The organism is Paraburkholderia tropica (genome assembly GCF_914484835.1).
GTDB lineage: Bacteria > Pseudomonadota > Gammaproteobacteria > Burkholderiales > Burkholderiaceae > Paraburkholderia > Paraburkholderia tropica_A.
Genome location: NZ_CAJZAR010000062.1, coordinates 228,307 through 249,102, shown reverse-complemented (window position 1 = coordinate 249,102; position 20,796 = coordinate 228,307). Strand labels below are relative to the sequence as shown.

Below are 20,796 nucleotides of genomic sequence, written 5' to 3'. Positions count from 1 at the left end.
GCGGCTCCGTTAGTCGGCATCACGCCGGATTCGCGTGCCCGCGCACGCAAGCATCACGTTATCCGTGGAGCATCATCGCGGTCCATTGCACGATCGGTTTCCGGCTGCATACGTTGGCGTGCTACGGCTTATACCAAGGCATAAGTCGCGCGCACACGCGACTCATGCACCGACTCTGTGCGTATGCACGCCTGATCGCGCGGCCTCAATCCGCCGATGCGTTTGCTGCGTCCAGCGCCGAGAGTTCGAAGCAGAAGGTCGCGCCGGCATCGTCGTTGTTGAAGGCCCAGATGGCGCCGCGATGCTCGTCGATAATCGAGCGGCAGATCGAGAGCCCGAGGCCCATGCCGTCCGACTTGGTCGTGAAGAACGGCTCGAACAGCCGGTCGATGATATCGGCGGGAATGCCGGTGCCGGAATCGCTCACCGAGACGCGCACCGCATGCGTGCCCGAACGTTCCGCCGCAATCTTCAGCACGCGCGAGCCGCCCGGCGAACGCAGGATCGAATGCATGCCGTTGAACACGAGATTCATCACGACCTGCTGGATCTGGATCTTGTCGGCGGCCAGCTTCGGCAGGTCGCTGCCCGCCGTCACGCGCAGACGGATATCGTTCTTCTCGAGTTCCTGACGCACCAGCGCGACCACTTCCGTGACGGTCTGCGTCATGTCGATGGCGGCGCGGTTCGAGCGCTCCTTGCGCACCAGCGCGCGCAAGCGGTTGATGACTTCGCTCGCGCGATCCGCGTCGCTGACAATGCGCGCGAGATTCGTGCGCGCCTCGTCGATGGACGGCACCGCGCGGTTCAGCCAGCGCATGCCCGCCTCGCCGTGCGTGATGATCGCCATCAGCGGCTGCTTGAGATCATGTGCGATCGACGCGGTCAACTCGCCGAGCGTGGACACGCGCGTGACGTGCGTGAGTTCCGCCTGGGCGCGCAGCAGCGCGTTCTGCGCCTGATGAATCTCGGTCATGTCCGCGAGCGCGCCCACGTACTCCACCGCCTTCGACTGCGCGTTGCCGACCGGCCGCGCCACCATGCGCAGATACTTGATCGCGCCGCGCGCCACGCACACGCGATATTCGACTTCGATGATCGACGCACCCGCCTCAGCCTCGCTCAGCGCGCGCCGGACCTGCTCGACATCGTCGGGATGAATGCGCTCCAGCATGAAGTCGATATGCGGCTGGCGCGGCTCGCTGACTTCGAGAATGCGATAGGTCTGCGCGGAACACGTCATGTCGCGCGACTCCACGTTCCAGCCCACGCTGCCGATATTGCTCAGGCGCTGCGCCTCCGAGAGATACATCTCGCTGCGCCGCAAGGCGTCTTCCGAAGCGCGGCGGTCGGTGACGTCGGTGGTCGAGCCGATGTACTCGCGCGCGGGCGCTTCTGCGCTCTGGCCGCTTACGCCGCCTTCGCCCACCGCGTGGTTCGCGTGGTTCGCCTGTGCCGCCTCGCCGCCTTCGCGGCTCGACCACGGCCGGAAGATCAACTGCAAGCGACGCACCGCGCCATTGCCCTGCACCGTCGAAAATTCGAAGCTGTGCATGCCGTCTTCGCAGATCGCGTTCGCGAACACTTCCTTGAAGCGCAGCCGATCCTCGATCTGCACCCGTTCCAGACACATTTCGAGCGTCGGGCTCGCGCACGCCACCGCCACGCCCCACAGTTCGTAGTTCTCGCGCGACCACAGCATCTCGCCCGTCGTCGCGTTCCAGATCCACGTGCCGGTCTTGCTGATGCGCTGGCCTTCTTCGAGAAACGCCTCGCTGCGACGCAGCCGTTCTTCAGTGTGACGACGCTCGATGTTCTCGCGCTTGAGCGCCGAATACAGCCGCGCGTTCTCGATCGAAATAGCCGCCTGCGAAGCGAGCATGTTCATCAGATTGACGCGCGCCACGTCGAACACATAGGGCGTGATGCCGTTTTCCATATACAGCACGCCGACGAGTTCCGCGTGCCGCAACAACGGCAGACACAGCAGCGAGCGGCAGCGGCCCGCGACCAGATAGCGGTCGTCGCGGAAATCGTTCGGCTCCGCGCCGTCCTCGATCACGACATTCTCGCGCACGCGCATCACGTGCCGCACGACCGTGAGCGGCAACACGCTTTCGCAAAGGCCGAGATCGTTCGCGCGCACCGTGATGCCGCTCTTGTCGAAACCCGCTTCGGCAGCGATGCGAAAACTCTCGCCCGACCACAGGATCAGCAGCGCACGCTGCGCGCCGCTATGGCGCACGGCGATGCGCATGAACGCCTGCACCAGCTTGTCGAGATCGATCTCGCTCGACACGGCCTGCGAAAGCTGCACCATCGCCGCCACGTCGACGGTGCCGAGCGGCGCCATCTGCACCGCCGCGCCGCGCGCCGACACCGCCGGTTCGCGCAGATGCTGGAACGCCTGTTCGAGATTGCGCACCTTGGCGTCCGCGCCCCAGCGCGCATAGGCGTCGCGCGCCGAACGCAAGCAAGCCTGCGCGAGCGAACGCAGTTCGCGACGCGCGTAAAAATGCGCGGAAAACTCGTGCGCAATCGCCTCGCAATGCGGCTGGCCGTTCTCGCGCGCGAGCGCGATGGCGCGCTCATACGCCTGGCCGGCCTGCTCGATATCGCCGACCAGACGCGCGTATTCGGCCATCACGAGCGCATGGCGGCTGCCGTAATTCTCGGGCGATCCTTCTGCCCACGCCTTGAGCCGATCCATCGAGCCGACCAGATCGGCTTGCGCGCTTTCGGTCAGCCCTTCGACGCGTTCGTCGAGCACACGCAAGATCGACAGCGCGCGAATGAAGTGATACGTCACCTCGATCGGCATCGCCATCACCGCGCCGAGCAGCGGCTCGATCTCCTGCGCGCGCTCCAGCACGGCCGCGAAGCGGTTATGCAGAAAGTCTTCCTTCATCGCCATGATTGCGGCGAACGCAATGCCGCAACCGAACTGCGCCTCGCGCACGCTCTCGACCAGTTCGCGATGCGTCGATGCAATGCCCGCACCGCCCGGCTCGATGCCCTGCAAGCGCAGCAGGAACATCAATTCGAGTTCGATGGTGACGCAAATGGCCTTGTTGCGCAGCTCGTTCGCAAAGCGCGCATTCTCGCGGCACAGCGCGATCACTTCGCTCAAATGCTCGCCGCGCTCGTACGCCTGCCAGATGCCTTCGAAGGCGATATAGCCCGCGTAAATGAAATCGCCGGCTTCCACACACTGACTCATCGCGCGGCTGAGCACCGGAATCGCGGTGCGAAACGGCCGACGCCAGATCAGCACGTGATCGGCGTGCAGATGCAGCAGCGTGCCGTTCAGGCGCGCCTCGCCATAGCGCTCGTTGACTTCGAGCGAGAGTTCGGAGAACTGCAACGCGAGATCGAAATCGCGCGCGCTGCCCACGAGCAGCAGCGCGAAAATGGCATACACATAGCCCGAAAGACGCGTATTGCCGTGCGCGAGACACAGCTCGGTGGCCTTGAGCACGAGCAGCGGAAACAGATTCGACACGCCGATATACGCACTCGGAATCGCGTCGATGATGAGACCGATCACGGCCTCGTGCATGGGGTCCTGCACGCAGCCGCGCATCAGCAGTTCGCGCATCGGCTGCGCGCGGCACTGTTCGCGCATCAGCGCGATTTGCTGCTGCACGGTGGCGTCGTCGAGCGCTTCGTTTCGCACGTCCACGTCGAGCAAGGCGAGCGCGTGAAAAGTCGTTTCGACCGCCAACCGGTAATCGCCCGCCGCCTGATGGATGCGGATCTCCATGCGCATCGCGCTCGCGCGTTCGAGCAGATTCGCCGCATAGCCGCGCGCCGTGCGCGCCGTATCGATCGCGCGGTTGAAGTCGCCGGTCAGATACTCGCACTCCGCGAGATCGAGATGCAGCTTGAACACGTCGAGGCTCGCGCCGCGCACGCCGTATTGCACGATGAGTTTTTCGGCCTGCGCGAAATACTCGCGCGCCGAACTCCACGCGGCCGCCGCCTTCGCGGCGTTGCCCGCGATCACATCGAGTTCCGCGAGGCGTGCGCGGTCGGCCGACGACAGCCGCCGCTGCGAGCGATTCAGATGGCCCACGGCCTCGAACACGTCGGCGGTCGCGGGCGCGGCGGACATGGCCGAGAGCAGGCGCGTGCCGATCTGCGCGTGCGCCGCTTCGCGCGCGGCCTCGCCGAGCATCGCGTACGACGCCTCCTGCACGCGGTCGTGCACGAAGCGATACGCGTCGCCCTTGCGCGTGACGAGGCCCGCCGACTCCGCCTCGCGCATCGTCGCGAGCACCTGGCCGCTTTCCAGCCCGAGCACCCGCGCGAGCGCGCCCACGCGCGCCGTGCCGCCAAGGCAAGCGAAGATCGACAGCACGCGCTTGGTGTCTTCGTTCAGACGCGTGAGGCGGATCGTCAGCAGATCGACGACATTGCCCGTGTAGCCCTTGTCGCGAATGCGATCGATGTCCCACGTCCAGCCCACGCGGAACACGTCCGAGACGATCAGGCGCTCCTGAATCAGCTCGCGCAGGAATTCAATCGTGAAGAACGGATTGCCGCCGCTCTTTTCGAAGATCACCGACGCGAGCGGCGCAACCACGCCCGGCCCTTCGTCGAGCGCTTCGGCGATCAGGCTCACGACGTCGGGCAGACCAAGCGGACGCAGCCCGATGCGCTCCGTCACCTTGCGGCCAAACAGAATGCTGTTGAGCCGCTCGCTCGCCACGCGCGAGCGGCCCAGTTCGATGCTGCGATGCGCGAGCACCAGCAGCAGATTGCGCAGCTCCGCATCGGACGACAAGCCGTCGATGATTTCGAGCGTGCCGGAATCGAGCCATTGCACGTCGTCGAGAAACAGCACGAGCGGGCGCTGCTTGTCCGAGAACAGCATGAGAAAGCGCTTCACCACCAGCAGAAAACGATTGGTGGCTTCCTGCGGCGGCAGCGCCGCGCAAAGCGGCTGCGGCCCGACGATGGCGCCGATCTCCGGCACCAGATTGACGATCAGTTGGCCGCTCTTGCCGACCGCGTCCTCGAAACGCGCGCGCCAGAGCGCGATTTCCGGCCCCGACTTGCGCAGCAGCGGCCGCACGAGTCCGCGCAATACCTGCACGAAGGCCGCATAGGGAATATTGTCGTTGTACTGATCAAATTTACCCAGCGTGAAATGCACGCCCGCCGCGCCGATATTGCGCTTGAATTCGTCGATAAAAAAGGTCTTGCCGACGCCCGGCTCGCCTTCGACGATCACCGCCATCGCGTCGCCGGTCTTGCGCACGCGTTCGAGCGCGCTATGCAGTTGCTCCAGTTCGCGCTGGCGTCCATAGGTGCGCACCGGAAACACCGCGCGCGATTTGCGGTCGCCGCGCCCGAGCGAAGCGGGTGAAATCTCCACGCCTTGCGTCAATTCCTCGAGACACAATTGCAGATCGGCTTCCACGCCCGCGGCGGTTTGATAGCGGTCGTCGGCGGCCTTGGCGAGCAGCTTGCTGATGACGAATTCGATCTGCGGACGCAGGTCGGGCACGCTGTTGCGCAGCGGCCTCGGCGTGCTGACGAGATGCGAATACACCCATTCCTCGCGCTCGCGCGCCTCGTACGGCATGTGCCCGGACAGCAGCTGATAAAGCAGCACGCCGAGCGCATAGAGGTCGCTGCGCGGATCGCTATGCTGGCTCGCCGTGCTGGTGCGCTCGGGCGCGAGATACGGCAGGCGGCTCATCGCCACCACGCCGCCGGGCACGCCGAGGCCGAAGGTGCTCGACGCATGTCCGAATCCCGTGACCCAGACGCGCGAATCGCTGCCCGCGAACAGATTCGCCGGACTCAGATTGTTATGCACGAGCCCCTGCGCGTGCATGTTCTTGAGCGCGGCGGACAGCGACACGGCCAGCGAAAGAAACTGCCGCAACGAGCGGGCGTGCGCGATGTCGCTGCCCAGCGGCACGGCCTCGCAATGCTGCAGCGTCAGCAGAAACTGGCCGCCGTTGCGAAACAGTTCGCGCGGACACAGCCCCCATTCGGGATCGATCGCCTCGCGCAGGCTGTATTCCTTTTCGAACGCCGCGAGCAAGCCGCGCGAAGCCGCCTCCGCCGTCGGCACCTTCACGAACAGCGGCTGCTCGCAGCCTTCGGCGATGGCGCGCCAGGTGCTCAGATCGTCGTCGCGCTGCAGCAGCTCCGCGCCGATCACGCGCCCGTAGGCATCCGCCGCGCCCGTGGCTTCCCAACCCGGAATCTCGTTGCTCGCCAGCCGCTGCGCCAGTACGGCCATAAAAGTCTCCGTCAAAAGCGTGCCTGCGCCGCCGCGCTGATGACTTCCATCTTGCGCACGAGGTCGGCGACCGATTGCGCTTCGAGCTTGCGCATCGCCGAACTGCGATGGATCTTGATGGTGATTTCGCTGAGGTTCAATTCACCGGCGATCTGCTTGTTCAGCAGACCTTCGACGACATACGACACCACCTCGCGCTCGCGCGCGGTCAGCAGGTCGTAACGCGCGCGCAGCGAAGCCTCGGAGCGGCTGCGTTCGAGCCATGCCGCGTGACGGCCGATGGCGGTCGAGACCGCATCGATCACGCGCTGGTCGCGCACCGGCTTGGTGAGGAAGTCGAGCGCGCCCGCCTTCATCGCACGCACCGACATTTCGATGTCGCCGTGCGCGGTCATGAAGATGATCGGCATATCGACCTGATGCTGACGCGCGCTCTGCTGAAACGTGAGCCCGCTCTCGCCGCGCAGACGCACGTCGAGCAGCAGGCAGCTCGGCGCGTCCGAACGCGGCGCCGAAAGAAATTCCTCGATACGCGTGAAGGTCTGGACGCTGAAGCCCGACGAACGCAGCAGGCTCGAAAGCGCCGCGCAGATCGACTCGTCGTCGTCGATCACGTAGACCACCGCGTCGTCGACCTTCGGCGCGGCGTGATAAGCGTTGTTCTCCATCGATGTTCCCCATGCAGCCCTGCACGATGCCTGACCCCGACGCCCCGACGCCAGCGCAGGTTGGCCAATTCCGTTACCGGTGTACTGTTCTTGTTATGACGATGCCGCTTGCTGGCGTGCTCGTTACGGCGGCCATGCTGCGCCGTCTACTTCACCTTCGCTCTTTGCTTCGCTTTTTGCTTCGATCCTGCCTTCAAATCGGCCGGCGCCTGCGCCTTCCAGTTGCAGCGCGCGGACCTTGCGCACCAGCTCGGCAGTCGTGCGCGCGGCGAGCTTCTTCATCGCGCGCGCCCGGTAAATCTTCACGGTCATTTCGCTGAGTTCGAGCTGGCTCGCCGTCGCCTTGTTCATGTTGCCCGCCGCGACCAGCACGGCGATGTCGCGTTCACGCGGCGTCAGCGTCGAAAACTGCTCGCGCAGCGTGCTAGCCAACGTTTGCGCCTTGCGGCGCGCTGAATCGCGCTCCAGCGCCTCGGTCACGGCCTCGATCATGTCCTGCTCGCGAAACGGCTTGGCGAGAAAATTCACCGCGCCGCTTTTCATCGCGCGCACCGACATTTCGACGTCGCCATAACCGGTCATGAAAATGATCGGCATATGAAGCGCATTCGCCGCGGCCCATTGCTGGAATTCCAGCCCGCTTTCGCCTTTTAGACGCACGTCGAGAATCAGACAGCTCGGCACATCGGCTTTCGCATGCGCGCGAAACGCGCTCGTCGAAGCAAACGCCGCGACCCGAAAGCCCACCGATTCCAGCAGACTCGTGAGCGCCTTGCGCAAGCTGTCGTCGTCGTCGACGATGAAGACCGCCGCCGACGCCTCGGGCTGCACGTGGCTCACCGCTTGTCCTCCTGATTCACCACGACCATCAGCGCCTTGGCGTCGGCGCCCGCGGCGAAGCAGCGATGCGGCAACGCCGAATCGAAATAGAAACTGTCGCCCTGTTCGAGACGGATCGTCTTTACGTCCTTGTCGATCACGATTTCGAAATCGAGTTGCCCTTCGAGCACGAACACGAATTCCTCGCCCGGATGCTCGAAAAAATAATCATGCTGCGCGTGCGCCGAGAACGAAAAATACAGCGGCTCCATGCGCTTGCGCGCCATATGATGCGCGAGCGTCGCGTATTCGAATCCCAATGCGGCATCGTCCCTGGCGACCGGCTTGCGCTCGTCATTACGCACGATCGACATGCGCCGGTCGGCTTGCTGCGTTTGCGCGGGCGAACGGTCGACGAAGAAATAACTGAGGTCTTCGCCAAGGCAGCGCCCGAGCCGCGCCAGCGACGCGAACGGCGGCGCACGCACGCCGCTTTCCATGCTGCGCAGCTGATCTTCCGTGAAGCCCGACAATGCCGCGAGCGTTTTCAGATCGATGCGCCGCGCGAGCCGCAGCGCCTTGAGGCGCGCGCAGATCTTCGCTTCTTCCTGCGCGATCGCATCGTCGGGCGCGGGAACGGTAGCGGACATAGATGCAGATGCAGACGCGCCAATATCGCGTGCGTGCGCCGTCGCGCCGCTCGCCGTCGCGAGGCCGCGCTCGTCACGTTCGCTGTCGATTTGGACCATATTCCACTCCACCGCAATGCCTCGCGCCGCGCGGCACGCAGCGACGCGACAAGGCACGGAGAAATGCCTATGAAATAGATTCGAATTGATTTTGTAATGAATGAGCGGCAAGCAGGGCTCGCCCGGCGACGCCGATCCGGCGAAGTTCGCGTGGGCGGCCAGTTTGATTCCTTGCCGTATTCGAGGGCTTTTGACCTGCGTGGAATAATAGCGGCTCATTGCGGCGAACCCTACATATACGTCCGTATGGTTTCGGGGCTTTTTCCCGTCAGGTAAGCTTGAACCGCGTACACGCGACGGATCAGCCGTTCCGCCCTCCGGCACGCCATGGGAGAGACAGTTTTGTGTACGCCAACAGTGATCTGGGTGGTCGACGACGACGCGTCGGTCCGCTCGGGCTTGTCGAGCCTCTTGAGGTCGCTCGATTACGAAGTCGTGACATTCGAATCCGGCGCGGAGCTGTTGAGCGCCGTCGTGCGCGCGCGTCCCGCCTGCATCATTTCCGATGTGCAGATGCCGGGCATGAGCGGCGTGGACATGTTCGCGCGCCTGATCGACGCGAAGCTCGCGATCCCGACTCTCTTCATCACCGCTTATCCGATGCCCGAATTGCACCAGCGCGCGCTGGCGCTGGGCGCGAGCGCGTTTCTCATCAAACCGGTCAGTGTCGACGATCTGACTGCGGCCGTGAACGCAGCGCTTGCATCGTGACGTGACGGCGCTCGTTCCGCCGATTGCCTGCTTCATACCCTTTCGATTCCCGTGTGCTGCTCACAGTGTGAGACGGCGCGCGCCTGCATGGGCGCTTCTATTCGCATTCGCTTCCCTTTCCGCCTTTCGTTCCGTATCGCGCGGCGTCGCGCCGATAACCCGAGGTATGCCCCGCAGTTTCCTTTCGTATAGGAGATGAACACCGAAGGTCTGATGGATGCATGCGCGCGCGCGGTCTATGCTTTTCGCAAGCAGGGCAAGACAACATAACGCGTCCCGGCTCCACGTTCTTCCTCCAAACTTCAACAGGTGATTTCATGACGCTTCGCTCCAAGGCTCTCACGGCAGCCTTCGCCGTACTGCTCTCCTCCGCCGCGTTCGCCCAGACCGCCGCGCCCGCCGCCGATGCTCCGGCGCTCACCAAGGAACAGGTCCGCGCCGAAATGAAGGCCGACCGAGCCGCCAACAAGGCGCTCGCGAAGAAGGTCCGCGAGGCGATCTACGCCACGAAGGCGCTCAACGACACCGACATCGCCGTGTTCGCCAAGGCGCGCACCGGCAAGGTCGTGCTGGCCGGCACGATCCTCGATCAATCGCAGGATCAGATTGCTCAGGACACCGCATCGAAAGTCGCGGGCGTGCAGACGGTCGCCAGCAAGCTGATGACGTACGAAACGCCCTGATGGCGTGCCACGCGGCGCGTGTGGGTTGCGCGCCGCGTTTTTCGGGCCGTCAATGCCTCACGGCGCGACGGCCTCGCGCAATACCGCTTCCATCTCCGCCAGCAGTCCCGGCAGCGCGCCATAACTCGCGTGCGTGAGCCGCAGGACGCCATCGAGCGTGCACACGCCGATCACCTGATCGTCGGCGAAACCCGATGACACCATCGGCCCCCACAGCGCTTCGAGCTTCAATCCCGCGTAGCCGGTCGGAATCGGCGCATCGCCGAGATTCGACAGCAGCACGTCGAACGCGAGCACGTGCGCGAGAAAACCCGACGCATGTTCGACCGACGGCTTCGTCGCCATCACCGCATCCAGTCCCTTCAATTCCGTGACCACGTTTTCGCGCTTCTGCGCCGGTGCGAGTTGCGCTTTCATGGCGCGCGCGGCGGCCCAGAAGTCCGCGCCAACGGGATGATCGTCGACGGTGATTGTCTGCGTGATATAGACGCCGTTCGCCGTGCCCGCGCCGTTCGCGAGCGCACGCACGTCGATGGGCGTGACGGTGCGCAGCGGCCGCGCGCGCCACGCATCCGACACACGCCGGCCCGCTTCGTGAACAGCGGCCGCGAGCGCGCCATGCACGGTTGTTTGCTCGATGCGTGCGCGTTCGACGACTGCCTGCGTGAGCGCGGGATCGAGCGCGCTCGCGCCCACCTGCAACGACGTAGCGCCAACGGGCCTGAACACCTTCGCTTGCGGCGCGGGTGTGGGCGCGGGTGGTGCATCCGCCTGCTCGATGGACTCGCGCAATAGCGTTTCGAGCGGTTGTACGACGGGCAATCGATCGAGCGCTTCACCCGTGAGCGAGCGCAGCAGATCTTCGATCACATACGCGCCGCCCATGCCGTCGAGCACCGAGTGATGCGCGGCCAGCAGCAGCGTAGACGCACGCTCGTCCTGCAACACGGTCACGCGCACGAGCGGCGCCACCGACGTGTCGAAAGGCTCGCGCAATTCGCGCTCCGCCTGCGCTTGCCACTCCGATGCCGCGCCTCGAATCACGCGCAGCGCAATACGCGCCTCGTCATCGCGATGGAAGACGAGATTCGCCTGCTCGTCGCCGACGATGCGCGTACCCAGCAACGCATGACGTTGCTGCACGGCATGCAGCGCCGCGCGCCACGCATCGGCGGTGAACACGCGGTCGATCTGCGCGGCCATCACGAAATGCGTCGGCCTGTGGCGGTCGAGCAACCAGAAAAGCTGTTCCGTGCCGCCGAGTTTTCGTACGGCGCTTTCGCACGCGTGGCTCGCGTGATCGCTTTCGAATTCCACGGGTTCGTTCTGCATGATCGTCATGGGCTGAACGCGATTGTCGATCGCGCCTTAAAGAAATGGCCTTGCATTTCAGCACGCGTTTGTATCTCGCATATTTCAGTTCGCGGCGCGTTTTTGCATTCACGCATTCACGCATTCGCGTGTGAACGCCGCTCGTATGTATCTCAATGTGTCGACCCCGCGTGACAGATACATAGCCTTGCAATTCACGCACTGCGGGACACATGCCAGATAAGTTGGACCGGTCTAATGCGTCCTGTCGTCAACTCACTCCGAACACGGGACACATCATGGAAAACACCGCAAAAGTGCTGTACACGGGCAAGACTCACACCACCGGCGGCCGCGAAGGCGCCGCGCGTAGCAGCGACGGCCGTCTCGACGTCCAGCTCTCCGCGCCCGGCTCGTCCGCGCCCGGCACGAATCCCGAGCAACTGCTCGCGGCGGGCTGGTCGGCCTGCTTCATCGGCGCGATGGGTCTCGCTGCCGGCAAGATGAAAATCGCGCTGCCGAAAGACACTGCCGTCGATACGGAAATCGATCTCGTCGTCAACGATGGTTCGTATTCGCTGCAAGCGCGCCTGAACGTTTCGCTGCCCGGACTCGACGCCGACACCGCGCAAACGATCGCGCACGCCGCGCATCAGACCTGTCCGTATTCGAAGGCCACGCGCGGCAACATCGACACGACGATCACGGTCGTCTGAAGCAGCCGGCGAGCCGCGCGCCCGCGCGTGCTCGCCGCCTCCGAACGCGAATGGAATATCGGCCGCCCCCCGGTGTTCTGTTCAGGCGAATCTCAGCCAACACCCGCGTCACCCCATGGAATCCAGCGAGAATTTCGAATCGGCTCTCACGCGCGCCGGCATGCGCCGCGCGCGCTTTGCGCGCGTCGTGCGTCATACGCGTTGCATGCGCACGAGCAGCCGTGCCCGCGTGGCCGAGGACAGGACGTCAAGCCGATGACCGCCGCCGACTTCTCCGCCCTCCTGCCCACGATGCTGCCGCGTTTGTGGGCGTTCGCGCTGCGCATTTCGGGCGACCGGCACGACGCCGAGGACCTCGTGCAACGCGCCTGCGTGCGCGGGCTCGAACGCGCGCATCAATTGCAGCCGGGCACCGCGCCGCTGAGCTGGATGTTCTCGATCGTGCAATCCACGTGGATCAACGAACTGCGCGCGCGTAACGTGCGCAACCGCTCGGGCATGGACTGGGACGACAGTTTTCTGGAGACCGTGCCGGACCCGTCCGCGCGCACGCCCGAGGAACAGGCGATGAACGGACAGATCATCGCGGCCGTGCAGCAGTTGCCCGAAGCACAGCGCGTGGTGATGCTGCTCGTTGCAGTGGAAGGACTCAGTTATAGCGAAGCGGCCGAGGTGCTCGGCGTGCCCATCGGCACGATCATGAGCCGGCTTTCCCGGGCTCGCCAGGCAATCGGCGCCCTGATCGAAGGACAGAAAAAGAAAAGCGCGTAACCAGCGTGGCCAATAGTGAGGAACCTGGGGCATGAATATGGATGACGTCCTGCTCATGGCGTACGTGGACGGCGAGCTCACGCCGCGCGAGCGCGAGAACGTGGAGAAGACAATGAGCGTTTCGCCCGATGTCGCGCGGCGCGTGGCCTGCTTCCAGGCGTCGGCGCTGCGGTATCGGCATGCGTTTGCGTATCAGCGGTTGCCGCCGGTGCCCGAACGGCTCGCGCGGCGCGTGGCGGAATTGGGCCGGGCTTATGGCGGTGCGGATGAATTCGCGGCTGCGCCGTTCTCCGCGCAGACCGTCACGCCCACTGCCGAAGTCGCGCCGATCGGCAACGCGCAGCGGTCCGCGTCTGGTGATGCGAAAAGGAAAGCGCGTTTTGCGTGGCCTCGCTTCTCTTTGCCCCGTTTCGCGTGGCCATTTCTAGCGGGTGCGTTCACGTGTGCCGCGTGCGGCGCGCTCGTGCTCAGCGTAGCGCCTGGCTGGCTGCCCGGTGAATCCGCGAGTCCATCGTCGGCGGCGGCATCCGCGCCGGGCGTGATGCCCTGGGTCGCGGCGGCCGTCAACTATCAGCGCCTCTACACACGCGACACCGTTTCCACCGACATGCCCAATATGGCAGTCGCCGCGCGCGTGATCGAACAAATCCATAGCGACGACGGCGTGCCCTTGCGCGTGCCCGATCTGCGCGCGGCGGGCCTCACGTTCAAACGCATTCAACGCCTGCGCTTCAATAACAAGCCGCTCGTGCAGATCGTTTATCTGCCGAAAACCGGCTTGCCGGTCGCGCTCTGCGTGATGAAGGACGACAAGCCCGATAGCGCGATGACGCGCCAGCACGTCGACAGCCTCAACGTGCTCACGTGGCGTCGCGCACGGCTGAGTTACGCGCTGATCGCCGCGCTCGACGACAACGAACTGGCCGCCATCGGCAAGCAGATCGTCGATGGTGGCGGCGATCAGGTGATCGGACAGCGTCCCAATCCGCGCGAGGCGACCGCGAGTTAATCGCGCGACGACGCCATCAGCGGCGAGCCCGAGTGACGAAAGTCCGAAGGCGGCTCGCCGTATTGCTGCTTGAACAGACGGCTGAAATGCGCGGCGGTGGCGAAGCCGCATTGCCACGCGATCTCCTGAATCGACACGCCCGCCGGATCGCTGCGCAGCAAGTGTGCGGCGCGCGCGAGCCGTGCTTGCCAGACGTAACGCATCGGCGTGCCGCCTTGCGCGCGAAACACGCGTTGCAGATGCTGCGTCGACACGTGAACCGCCGCCGCAATCGCCGCCGTGTCGAGTCCCGAATCGCCAATACGCTGATCGATAAAACGCTTCGCCTGCCAGATCAGCGCATCGGAGCTGCGTCGCGCGGCCCGTCCATCGGGATCGAGTACGGCGTGTTGAATCAGTTCGATCAATTGCTCGCCCATCATGGTTTGCGTGTGCCGGCTCGGCGCGACGGTCTGCGCGGCCATGCACTGAATGATGTCGCGCGTCGCCCGCGCGTCCGCGCAACGCATATCGACCGTCAACGGCGCGCGCTTCGAATACTGCACGCCGCGCTCGCGCAACGCCGCTTTCGGAATGCGCAATACCGTCAAGCGTGCGCGTTCGTCGAAGACCTCGGTGAACGGCCACGCCGGATCGATCACGAACAGACTGCCCGCATCGAAACGCCGAACGGTGTCCTGACTTCGCACGTGAACATGGCCTGCCGTCACGAGCTTCACGAACAGCCAGTCGCCTTGCCACGACGCGCGTTCCGTGCCGACCGGCGAGAGCGAGAGCACCGCGAGATCGGCCAGCGAAAAGCCGACCTCGCCGAGCTTCCATCCTTGCACGCGCGATAGCACGGGCGCGCGCGCGTCGAAATCGCAGCGCAAGCCGTGAACGTTGAGCATGACGTCCGACCAGACTTCGCTCGCATGCGGATCGCCGTCGAGCGTCATCTCGTGTTTGTCGAAGTTCATGGCCTGGCTCCTGGTTTCCAATAACCGCGCTCGCGTTGCGCTGCAGATAGATCGTTAAGCCGCGCCAGGCACGAACACGGCCTGGGTTTCGAGGTACGCTTCGAGTCCTTCGCGACCGCCTTCGCGCCCGATACCCGAGCGCTTCATCCCGCCGAACGGCACGTTGGGCGCGATCTCCACACCGTTGATACCGACGTTGCCCGTGCGCAGCCGGCATGCGATCTCGAACGCGCGCTCCTCATCGCGGCCATAAACCGACCCGCTCAATCCGTAGTCCGAATCATTGGCGATCTCGATCGCCTGATCCACGCTGCCATACGGCAGTATCGACACCACGGGTCCGAAGATTTCCTCGCGCGCGATGGTCATGGTCGAGGTGACGCGGCTAAACACCGTCGGCTCGACATAGAAACCGCGCTCGAATCCCGCGTTACCGGTGCCGCCCGTCACGAGCGTCGCGCCTTCGGCGATGCCGCGTTCGATATAGCCGCGCACGCGCTCGCGCTGCGCGGCATTGAGCACCGGACCGATGGCCGTGTCCGGCGCGTGCGGATCGCCCACCTTCATACCCGCGACGATCTGCGCATACGTCGCGACGATTTCATCGTGACGATGGCGCGGCACCAGCAGGCGCGTTTGCGCGAAGCAGATCTGACCGGAAAACGGCATCGTGAACGGCGTAAGCGCGGCCAGCGCCGCGGGCAGATCGACATCATCGAGCAGAATCGCCGCCGACTTGCCGCCGAGTTCGAGCGTCGCGCGCGCGAGCCGGTCGGTAGCGGCGCGCTGAATCCATTGGCCCGTCGCCACGCTGCCGGTAAAACTGATCTTGTCGATCTCGCGCGACTGCACGAGTTGCGCGCCCGCCTCGCGCCCCGCCGTAATCACATTGAGCACGCCAGGCGGAATGCCCGCCGCCGCCGCGCATTCCGCGATGATCAGCGCGTCGAACGGACACTCGGGCGGCGACTTCACCACCATCGTGCAGCCCGCCGCCAGCGCCGCCGCGATCTTCTGCGAGACGATCGGAAAGGTCGCATTCCAAGGCGCGATCAAGGCCGCGACGCCCACCGGCACGCGGCGCACGCACGCGCGCCCGCGCTGCGTCGACCGCCAGTCTTCGAATTCATATTGCTCGGCCAGCGAAGCGAAAAATTCAAAGCGGCTCGCGCCGAACGGCGTGAGCTTCTGCGCAAACGAAATAGGCGCGCCCACCTGATCGGTCCAGAGTTGCGCGAGCAAGGGCAAGCGCTGGCGCAACTCATGCGTCAGCCGCTTCAAATACGTCGCCCGTTCGGTCCCGGACAAGCGCGGCCACGGACCTTGATCGAACGCGCGCCGCGCCGCCGCGACTGCGCGTTCGACGTCGGTGGCATCCGCGAGCGGCACCGTCATGAACGGCGTTTCCGTCGACGGCGAAACGATCGTGTGACGCTGATCGGAATGGCTCGATACCCAATCGCCGTCGATAAAGAAATGATGGCGGACATTCGATGAAAGTGCGGAGCAAGACTCGGACATGATCGTTTGCCAGATGAAATTCGAAAGGAAATGTGGCGTCGCGCACAGGCGAAACCTCGCGATGAATCACGCGTAGATCGCGTCGATTCATGACAAATGAGTGTAGCGATCCGACACGCACGAGCCTTGTCCAGAACGTTGCGCATGCTTGTCCATGACGCGCATTTCGCACATTTCGCGCCTTGCAGGCAGCACGATCCGCGATTCGAGACGTTTCGTGAATCTCAATCTTTATAGCGCAAGGTGCGCCGGAAATTATGTCGGAATATATCCGCACAACAGAATTCGACGCGCCGCACGCGGGAATAAACGCCGCCGCCCAACTGTTTTGATTGCGCAATTCAGATACACGATTCAGCCACACACTCACCCTTCCGAAAGTCATGCCCTCCTTTGCGAAATTGCTGCTCGTCTACGATGGCAGCGCCGAAGCGCAGGCCGCGCTCGAACGCTGCACGCAACTCTCGCTGGCCTTGTCCGCGCATGTGGACGTCGTTTCCGTCGTCGATACGCAGAGCGCCAACGCCCATTGCGGAGGTCTGCTAAGCGATCTTGCGTTTCATCGTCTGGAGGAACTGGCGCGCGGCACGCTCGATGAGGCGCTCGTCCAGTTGACGCGTGACGGCATCGCCGCGAGCGGCTACGTGAGTTTCGGGCGCATGACCGAAGTGGTCGTGCGCCACATGCAGGCGTTCAATCCCGATCTCATCGTGGTCGGTCATCGTCAGCAGGCGCGGCGTTCGCGCTGGTGGGGCGAACGCGCGGCGCATCACGAACTCACGGAGCGTTTGAGCGGCACGACGATCGTGACCGTGACGCTGCCCGCCGCTTGAAGCACGCCTGCGTTCAGGCGCTCGCGAGCGGCAAGCTCAGGCGCGCTTCGAGCCCGCCCGTGCGGCGGTTCTCCAGATGCAGCTCGCCGCGCATCGCCTGCGTCAGACGTCGCGCGATGGCGAGCCCCAATCCCGAACCCGGTGCCGCCGACGCCGTGCCAGGCGCGCGATACCACGGCAGGAACACCGCATCGAGTTGCGCGGGCACGATGCCCGGCCCCGAATCGAGCACGGCGATCACGAGCCGCCGCGCTTCCACGCGCACGCTCAGACAGGCGTCGCCGCCATAGCGCAGCGCATTGTCGATCAGGTTCACGAGCACGCGGCGCAGCGCGTGCGGACAGGTGACGACAGGACGGCCCACATGGCCGTCGAGTTTGACGATGCGACCCGCGTCGCGATAGTCGGCGATCAGCAGATCGAGCAGGCCATCGGCATCGACAGAACGCATCGGCTCCTCGGCGCTGCATTGCATGCGCGCGCACGACAGACTGCCCTCCACCAGCTCGGCCATTTCGGCGAGATCGCGTTCGAGCGCGTCGCGCATCGCGTCGTCGTCGAGCAGTTCGCAGCGCATGCCCATGCGCGTGAGCGGCGTGCGCAAATCGTGCGCGTACGCCGCCAGCACGTGCAGCAGTTCGGCCTGCCGCCCCGCATGTTGACGCGCGCTGTGGTTGGCCGCGCGCGCGAGCCGCGCAATCGGTGCGGGTCCGGTTTCGGGCAGCGCAACGCCGACGGTTTCGCCCGCATCGGCTTCAATCGCCTCCGCGTAATGGCGCAGGCGCGTGCGCAATTCCCCGTATTTGAGCGCGACGAATGCAAACGCCACGAGCGCAGGCAACATCCACGGCACGATGCCATGCAGCGGTTCATTCGACGCGCGCGACGACGCCGTGTACGTCGCGAACGCAGCGTAGCAACACGCAGCCACGAACAACGCCGCCAGCGCGCGCGACATCACCACGACGAACGACGCCGCGTCACGATGCGAGGCAGGCTCGGACGCACGCGCGGGCGTATCGCAAGAAGCTGCCGGATACGCACGCATAGTCGTTCTCCCATCGTTGTTCTGAACCGCGCGGTGATTGGGCGCACGTTAGCAAACGCGCGGGCAACACAGCGCTCGCGCGGCAGCGTCAGAATACGGGACGCCGTGGCGCGCCGCCATCATATGAAGGTATAGATTTCGCGCCGATCTCGCGCCGATCGATCGTGCGCTTTAAGTACTCAGGCGCGCAGATGCGAGAGGCCGAGCGCTTCCATCTTGCGCATCAGCTCCGCCACGGAACGGGCGTGCATTTTTTTCATGGCCTGACCGCGATGAATCTTCGCGGTGATTTCAGCAATGCCCATATTCGCGGCGATCTGCTTGTTCATCAATCCGGCCGCCACGTGCTGGAGCACTTCGCGCTCGCGCGGCGTGAGCGAATCCCAGCTTGTGCGCAGTTCGTGCAGCGCGCGGTCGGCTTCGAGACGGCTCGCGTCTTTCTCCAGCGCGGCCAGCACGGCGTCGATGATGTCCTGATCGCGAAACGGCTTGGCGAGGAAATCGGCCGCGCCCGCCTTCATCGCTTTCACCGACATGGCGATATCGCCATAACCCGTCATGAAGATGATCGGCAGATGCGCGCGCCCGCCCTCGCTCAACTCGGCCTGAAACGCGAGGCCGCTGCGCCCTTGCAAACGCACGTCGAGCACCAGACACGAAGGCGTGGCCGGCCGTGGCGCGGCGAGAAAGGCGTCGGTCGATTCGAATGCCCGCACCGCCAGGCCGGCGGAACGCAACAGCCCCGTCAACGCCCGGCGCAACAGCGCGTCGTCATCGACGATATAGACGATGGCGCTGTCTGGGTCCGTTGTGGACGGAGCGGTTGGAGAGTCGGACATCGTTGGAAATGGGCCGCTGGCGAACAAAGCGGGTTTTTAAAAGGGGCGAATGAACGATGGTAACAAAAGCCCTCTCGACGGTCCACGCCATGATTCGTTATTAATCGCCAACCGGCTAGCGCCAGCAGTCTCACTAATTGGCCGCTATTCGCGGCCATTCAGTGCTTCCTTCATTCACGACCCGATTGCCGCGCGATAGCCGCGCGATTCAAGCGCTCAAGCCAGTTTGCGCATGGGACGCAAACCGGCCCGCACTTCCTGCGCGAACAGCAACGGTTCCTCCCAGGCGGCGAAATGGCCGCCCTTATCGACCACATTGAAGTAGACGAGATTGTGATAAGCGCGCTCCGCCCAACTGCGCGGCGCCTGATAAATCTCGCCGGGAAATACCGTAATGGCCGCAGGCACGCCGATATCGACGGCATTGAAATTGTTGGAATGATCTTCCCAATAGATTTGCGCCGACGACGTGGCGCTATTCGTGAGCCAATAGAGCGAAATATCGTCGAGAATTTCGTCGCGCGTCAGCGAGCGCTCGGGAACGCCGCCGCTATAGGTCCATTGCGAAATCTTGTCGTACATCCACGCGGCCTGACCCACCGGCGAATCGGCAAGCGCGTAACCCACGGTTTGCGGACGCGTGACCATCATGGCGGAATAGCCGCAATTGTCGCGATAGAACACGCTCAGCTTTTCGTAGGCGCGCTTTTCGTCGGCGGAAAGACCGGCCGGTGCGGGATCGTCCAAGGCCAGATGCCGCGCGATATCGGGCGGCACCGTCGCGGGCATGTTCACGTGAATGCCGATCAAACCCTTCACGTGCTGCAAGGCCATGCGGTGCGAGATCACCGAGCCGCAGTCGCCGCCCTGCGAGACGAAACGCTCGTAGCCCAGCCGCGCCATCAGCACGCCCCACGCGCGCGCGATATGGTCCGAGCCCCAACCCGGCTGCGTGGGTTTGCCCGAAAAGCCGAAACCCGGCAGCGACGGCACCACCACATGGAAGGCGTCGTCGGCACTCGCGCCATAGGCGGTGGGATCGGTGAGCGGCCCAATCGCCTTGATCAATTCGAAAATGGAGCCGGGCCAGCCGTGCGTCATGATGAGCGGCATGGCATTCGCATGACGCGAGCGGACATGAATGAACTGAATATCGAGCCCGTCGATTTCCGTGATGAACATCGGAAAACCATTGAGCTTCGCTTCGCCTTTACGCCAGTCGTAGTCCGTGCCCCAGTATTGAACCAGTTGCTGCATGCGCGCGAGTTTCACGCCCTGCGATTCGTCGGCGACGGTTTCTTTTCCCGGCCAGCGTGTATTGGCAATGCGCCGTTGCAGATCGTCGAGCGCGGAATCGGGAATATTCGCCTTGAACGGCCGGATATCGGGCGTGGCCGTATTGGCATAAATCGCTTCAGGAAACAGTGACAGCGCGCCGGCCGCCGCGGTGGCGGTCAGCAGGCTGCGCCGCATCGGAGAAAAGACATTCGAAGGCATGCTGGTTCATCCTGTTCATGAGGGAAAACCTCGGTTCGGCAACACGAAAGCGCGTGACCCATTTCTCGAATGACCGATTCCGAAGTGCAGGCCATCATTAAAAGCAGCGAATGTATCCCGATTATGTCTGGTTTGTAGTTTTTTAAATTGACTCGTGAAATGCGTTTCCCGAATAATTAAACGCCGGATAAGCGTGAATAACGATTCGAATGCCGTTGGCCTATAACAACCTATACGGACGTATAGGGTCCCCATCCTTTTTCGTCTATGGACTCAATCCAGATTCGGATGGAATACGCGGCGCGCTGCGGCTAATCTGTTCGCATCGGGGCCGGGCGGCCGCATGCACGACTGAGCGGCCCGCGCCCCACGCGAACCGGACACGACGCTCGGCGTCGCTTAA

Annotated in this window: 16 protein-coding genes; 6 read left to right on the top strand and 10 right to left on the bottom strand. The window is 64.1% G+C overall.

Annotation, left to right across the window (positions count from 1 at the left end; genetic code table 11):
- Positions 1 to 205 precede the first annotated feature (205 nt).
- From LDO54_RS22145 to LDO54_RS22130, 4 genes are all read right to left on the bottom strand, one after another.
- Complete coding sequence (locus LDO54_RS22145) at positions 206 to 6,259, bottom strand: trifunctional serine/threonine-protein kinase/ATP-binding protein/sensor histidine kinase (RefSeq protein WP_224012802.1); 6,054 nt, start codon at positions 6,257 to 6,259, stop codon at positions 206 to 208.
- Between the two features lie 11 nt (positions 6,260 to 6,270).
- On the bottom strand, positions 6,271 to 6,927 hold the full coding sequence (locus LDO54_RS22140) for a response regulator transcription factor (RefSeq protein WP_224012801.1): 657 nt from the start codon (positions 6,925 to 6,927) through the stop codon (positions 6,271 to 6,273).
- 123 nt (positions 6,928 to 7,050) lie between these two features.
- On the bottom strand, positions 7,051 to 7,767 hold the full coding sequence (locus tag LDO54_RS22135) for a response regulator transcription factor (RefSeq protein WP_224012800.1): 717 nt from the start codon (positions 7,765 to 7,767) through the stop codon (positions 7,051 to 7,053).
- Positions 7,764 to 8,396 carry a helix-turn-helix domain-containing protein gene (locus LDO54_RS22130; protein ID WP_224012799.1) on the bottom strand — a complete coding sequence of 211 codons (633 nt, stop codon included), beginning with the start codon at positions 8,394 to 8,396 and terminating at the stop codon, positions 7,764 to 7,766. The genes LDO54_RS22135 and LDO54_RS22130 overlap by 4 nt, the downstream gene beginning before the upstream one ends.
- 441 nt (positions 8,397 to 8,837) lie before the next feature.
- Between LDO54_RS22130 and LDO54_RS22125 the strand changes: the two genes are divergently transcribed.
- Positions 8,838 to 9,206 carry a response regulator transcription factor gene (locus tag LDO54_RS22125; RefSeq protein ID WP_224012798.1) on the top strand — a complete coding sequence of 123 codons (369 nt, stop codon included), beginning with the start codon at positions 8,838 to 8,840 and terminating at the stop codon, positions 9,204 to 9,206.
- Between the two features lie 317 nt (positions 9,207 to 9,523).
- Positions 9,524 to 9,889 carry a BON domain-containing protein gene (locus tag LDO54_RS22120; RefSeq protein WP_224012797.1) on the top strand — a complete coding sequence of 122 codons (366 nt, stop codon included), beginning with the start codon at positions 9,524 to 9,526 and terminating at the stop codon, positions 9,887 to 9,889.
- 57 nt (positions 9,890 to 9,946) lie between these two features.
- On the opposite strand, the gene LDO54_RS22115 is transcribed toward LDO54_RS22120, so the two are convergent.
- Positions 9,947 to 11,230 carry a condensation domain-containing protein gene (locus LDO54_RS22115; protein WP_224012796.1) on the bottom strand — a complete coding sequence of 428 codons (1,284 nt, stop codon included), beginning with the start codon at positions 11,228 to 11,230 and terminating at the stop codon, positions 9,947 to 9,949.
- A gap of 269 nt (positions 11,231 to 11,499) precedes the next feature.
- Here LDO54_RS22115 and LDO54_RS22110 point away from each other — a divergent pair, with 269 nt between their 5' ends.
- The 3 genes from LDO54_RS22110 (at position 11,500) to LDO54_RS22100 (ending at position 13,696) form a co-directional block, all read left to right on the top strand.
- Entirely contained in the window at positions 11,500 to 11,916 is a 417-nt protein-coding gene (locus LDO54_RS22110; RefSeq protein ID WP_224012795.1) for an organic hydroperoxide resistance protein, read from the top strand.
- A 255-nt stretch (positions 11,917 to 12,171) separates the two neighbouring features.
- On the top strand, positions 12,172 to 12,687 hold the full coding sequence (locus tag LDO54_RS22105) for an RNA polymerase sigma factor (protein ID WP_224012794.1): 516 nt from the start codon (positions 12,172 to 12,174) through the stop codon (positions 12,685 to 12,687).
- A 31-nt stretch (positions 12,688 to 12,718) separates the two neighbouring features.
- Positions 12,719 to 13,696 carry an anti-sigma factor family protein gene (locus LDO54_RS22100; RefSeq protein ID WP_224012793.1) on the top strand — a complete coding sequence of 326 codons (978 nt, stop codon included), beginning with the start codon at positions 12,719 to 12,721 and terminating at the stop codon, positions 13,694 to 13,696.
- On the opposite strand, the gene LDO54_RS22095 is transcribed toward LDO54_RS22100, so the two are convergent.
- Together LDO54_RS22095 and LDO54_RS22090 are read right to left on the bottom strand one after the other, a co-directional pair.
- The gene (locus LDO54_RS22095; protein ID WP_224012792.1) at positions 13,693 to 14,655 is read right to left on the bottom strand and encodes a helix-turn-helix domain-containing protein; all 963 of its coding nucleotides are present in this window, start codon (positions 14,653 to 14,655) and stop codon (positions 13,693 to 13,695) included. The two genes, LDO54_RS22100 and LDO54_RS22095, sit on opposite strands and share 4 nt — an antisense overlap.
- Positions 14,656 to 14,709: 54 nt before the next feature.
- Positions 14,710 to 16,176 (bottom strand): aldehyde dehydrogenase, encoded by a 1,467-nt coding sequence (locus LDO54_RS22090; RefSeq protein ID WP_224012791.1) that lies wholly within the window; start codon positions 16,174 to 16,176, stop codon positions 14,710 to 14,712.
- A 383-nt stretch (positions 16,177 to 16,559) separates the two neighbouring features.
- Between LDO54_RS22090 and LDO54_RS22085 the strand changes: the two genes are divergently transcribed.
- Positions 16,560 to 17,009, top strand: a complete 450-nt coding sequence (locus LDO54_RS22085) for a universal stress protein (protein ID WP_224012790.1) — start codon at positions 16,560 to 16,562, stop codon at positions 17,007 to 17,009.
- Between the two features lie 13 nt (positions 17,010 to 17,022).
- Here the strand turns inward: LDO54_RS22085 and LDO54_RS22080 are convergent, their stop codons facing one another.
- The 3 genes from LDO54_RS22080 to LDO54_RS22070 form a co-directional block, all read right to left on the bottom strand.
- The gene (locus LDO54_RS22080; protein WP_224012789.1) at positions 17,023 to 18,057 is read right to left on the bottom strand and encodes a sensor histidine kinase; all 1,035 of its coding nucleotides are present in this window, start codon (positions 18,055 to 18,057) and stop codon (positions 17,023 to 17,025) included.
- A gap of 179 nt (positions 18,058 to 18,236) precedes the next feature.
- The gene (locus LDO54_RS22075) at positions 18,237 to 18,896 is read right to left on the bottom strand and encodes a response regulator transcription factor (protein ID WP_224012788.1); all 660 of its coding nucleotides are present in this window, start codon (positions 18,894 to 18,896) and stop codon (positions 18,237 to 18,239) included.
- 216 nt (positions 18,897 to 19,112) lie between these two features.
- The gene (locus LDO54_RS22070) at positions 19,113 to 20,393 is read right to left on the bottom strand and encodes an epoxide hydrolase family protein (RefSeq protein ID WP_224012787.1); all 1,281 of its coding nucleotides are present in this window, start codon (positions 20,391 to 20,393) and stop codon (positions 19,113 to 19,115) included.
- Between the last annotated feature and the right edge of the window lie 403 nt (positions 20,394 to 20,796).

What these genes read in the sequence shown, in the direction of transcription:
- LDO54_RS22075 (WP_224012788.1), bottom strand. Translation starts at nt 18,896, where the DNA reads ATGTCCGACTCTCCAACCGCTCCGTCCACAACGGACCCAGACAGCGCC.
- LDO54_RS22090 (WP_224012791.1), bottom strand. Translation starts at nt 16,176, where the DNA reads ATGTCCGAGTCTTGCTCCGCACTTTCATCGAATGTCCGCCATCATTTC.
- LDO54_RS22145 (WP_224012802.1), bottom strand. Translation starts at nt 6,259, where the DNA reads ATGGCCGTACTGGCGCAGCGGCTGGCGAGCAACGAGATTCCGGGTTGG.
- LDO54_RS22070 (WP_224012787.1), bottom strand. Translation starts at nt 20,393, where the DNA reads ATGCCTTCGAATGTCTTTTCTCCGATGCGGCGCAGCCTGCTGACCGCC.
- LDO54_RS22115 (WP_224012796.1), bottom strand. Translation starts at nt 11,230, where the DNA reads ATGACGATCATGCAGAACGAACCCGTGGAATTCGAAAGCGATCACGCG.
- LDO54_RS22110 (WP_224012795.1), top strand. Translation starts at nt 11,500, where the DNA reads ATGGAAAACACCGCAAAAGTGCTGTACACGGGCAAGACTCACACCACC.
- LDO54_RS22085 (WP_224012790.1), top strand. Translation starts at nt 16,560, where the DNA reads ATGCCCTCCTTTGCGAAATTGCTGCTCGTCTACGATGGCAGCGCCGAA.
- LDO54_RS22140 (WP_224012801.1), bottom strand. Translation starts at nt 6,927, where the DNA reads ATGGAGAACAACGCTTATCACGCCGCGCCGAAGGTCGACGACGCGGTG.
- LDO54_RS22095 (WP_224012792.1), bottom strand. Translation starts at nt 14,655, where the DNA reads ATGAACTTCGACAAACACGAGATGACGCTCGACGGCGATCCGCATGCG.
- LDO54_RS22080 (WP_224012789.1), bottom strand. Translation starts at nt 18,057, where the DNA reads ATGCGTGCGTATCCGGCAGCTTCTTGCGATACGCCCGCGCGTGCGTCC.
- LDO54_RS22100 (WP_224012793.1), top strand. Translation starts at nt 12,719, where the DNA reads ATGAATATGGATGACGTCCTGCTCATGGCGTACGTGGACGGCGAGCTC.
- LDO54_RS22105 (WP_224012794.1), top strand. Translation starts at nt 12,172, where the DNA reads ATGACCGCCGCCGACTTCTCCGCCCTCCTGCCCACGATGCTGCCGCGT.
- LDO54_RS22120 (WP_224012797.1), top strand. Translation starts at nt 9,524, where the DNA reads ATGACGCTTCGCTCCAAGGCTCTCACGGCAGCCTTCGCCGTACTGCTC.
- LDO54_RS22130 (WP_224012799.1), bottom strand. Translation starts at nt 8,396, where the DNA reads ATGTCCGCTACCGTTCCCGCGCCCGACGATGCGATCGCGCAGGAAGAA.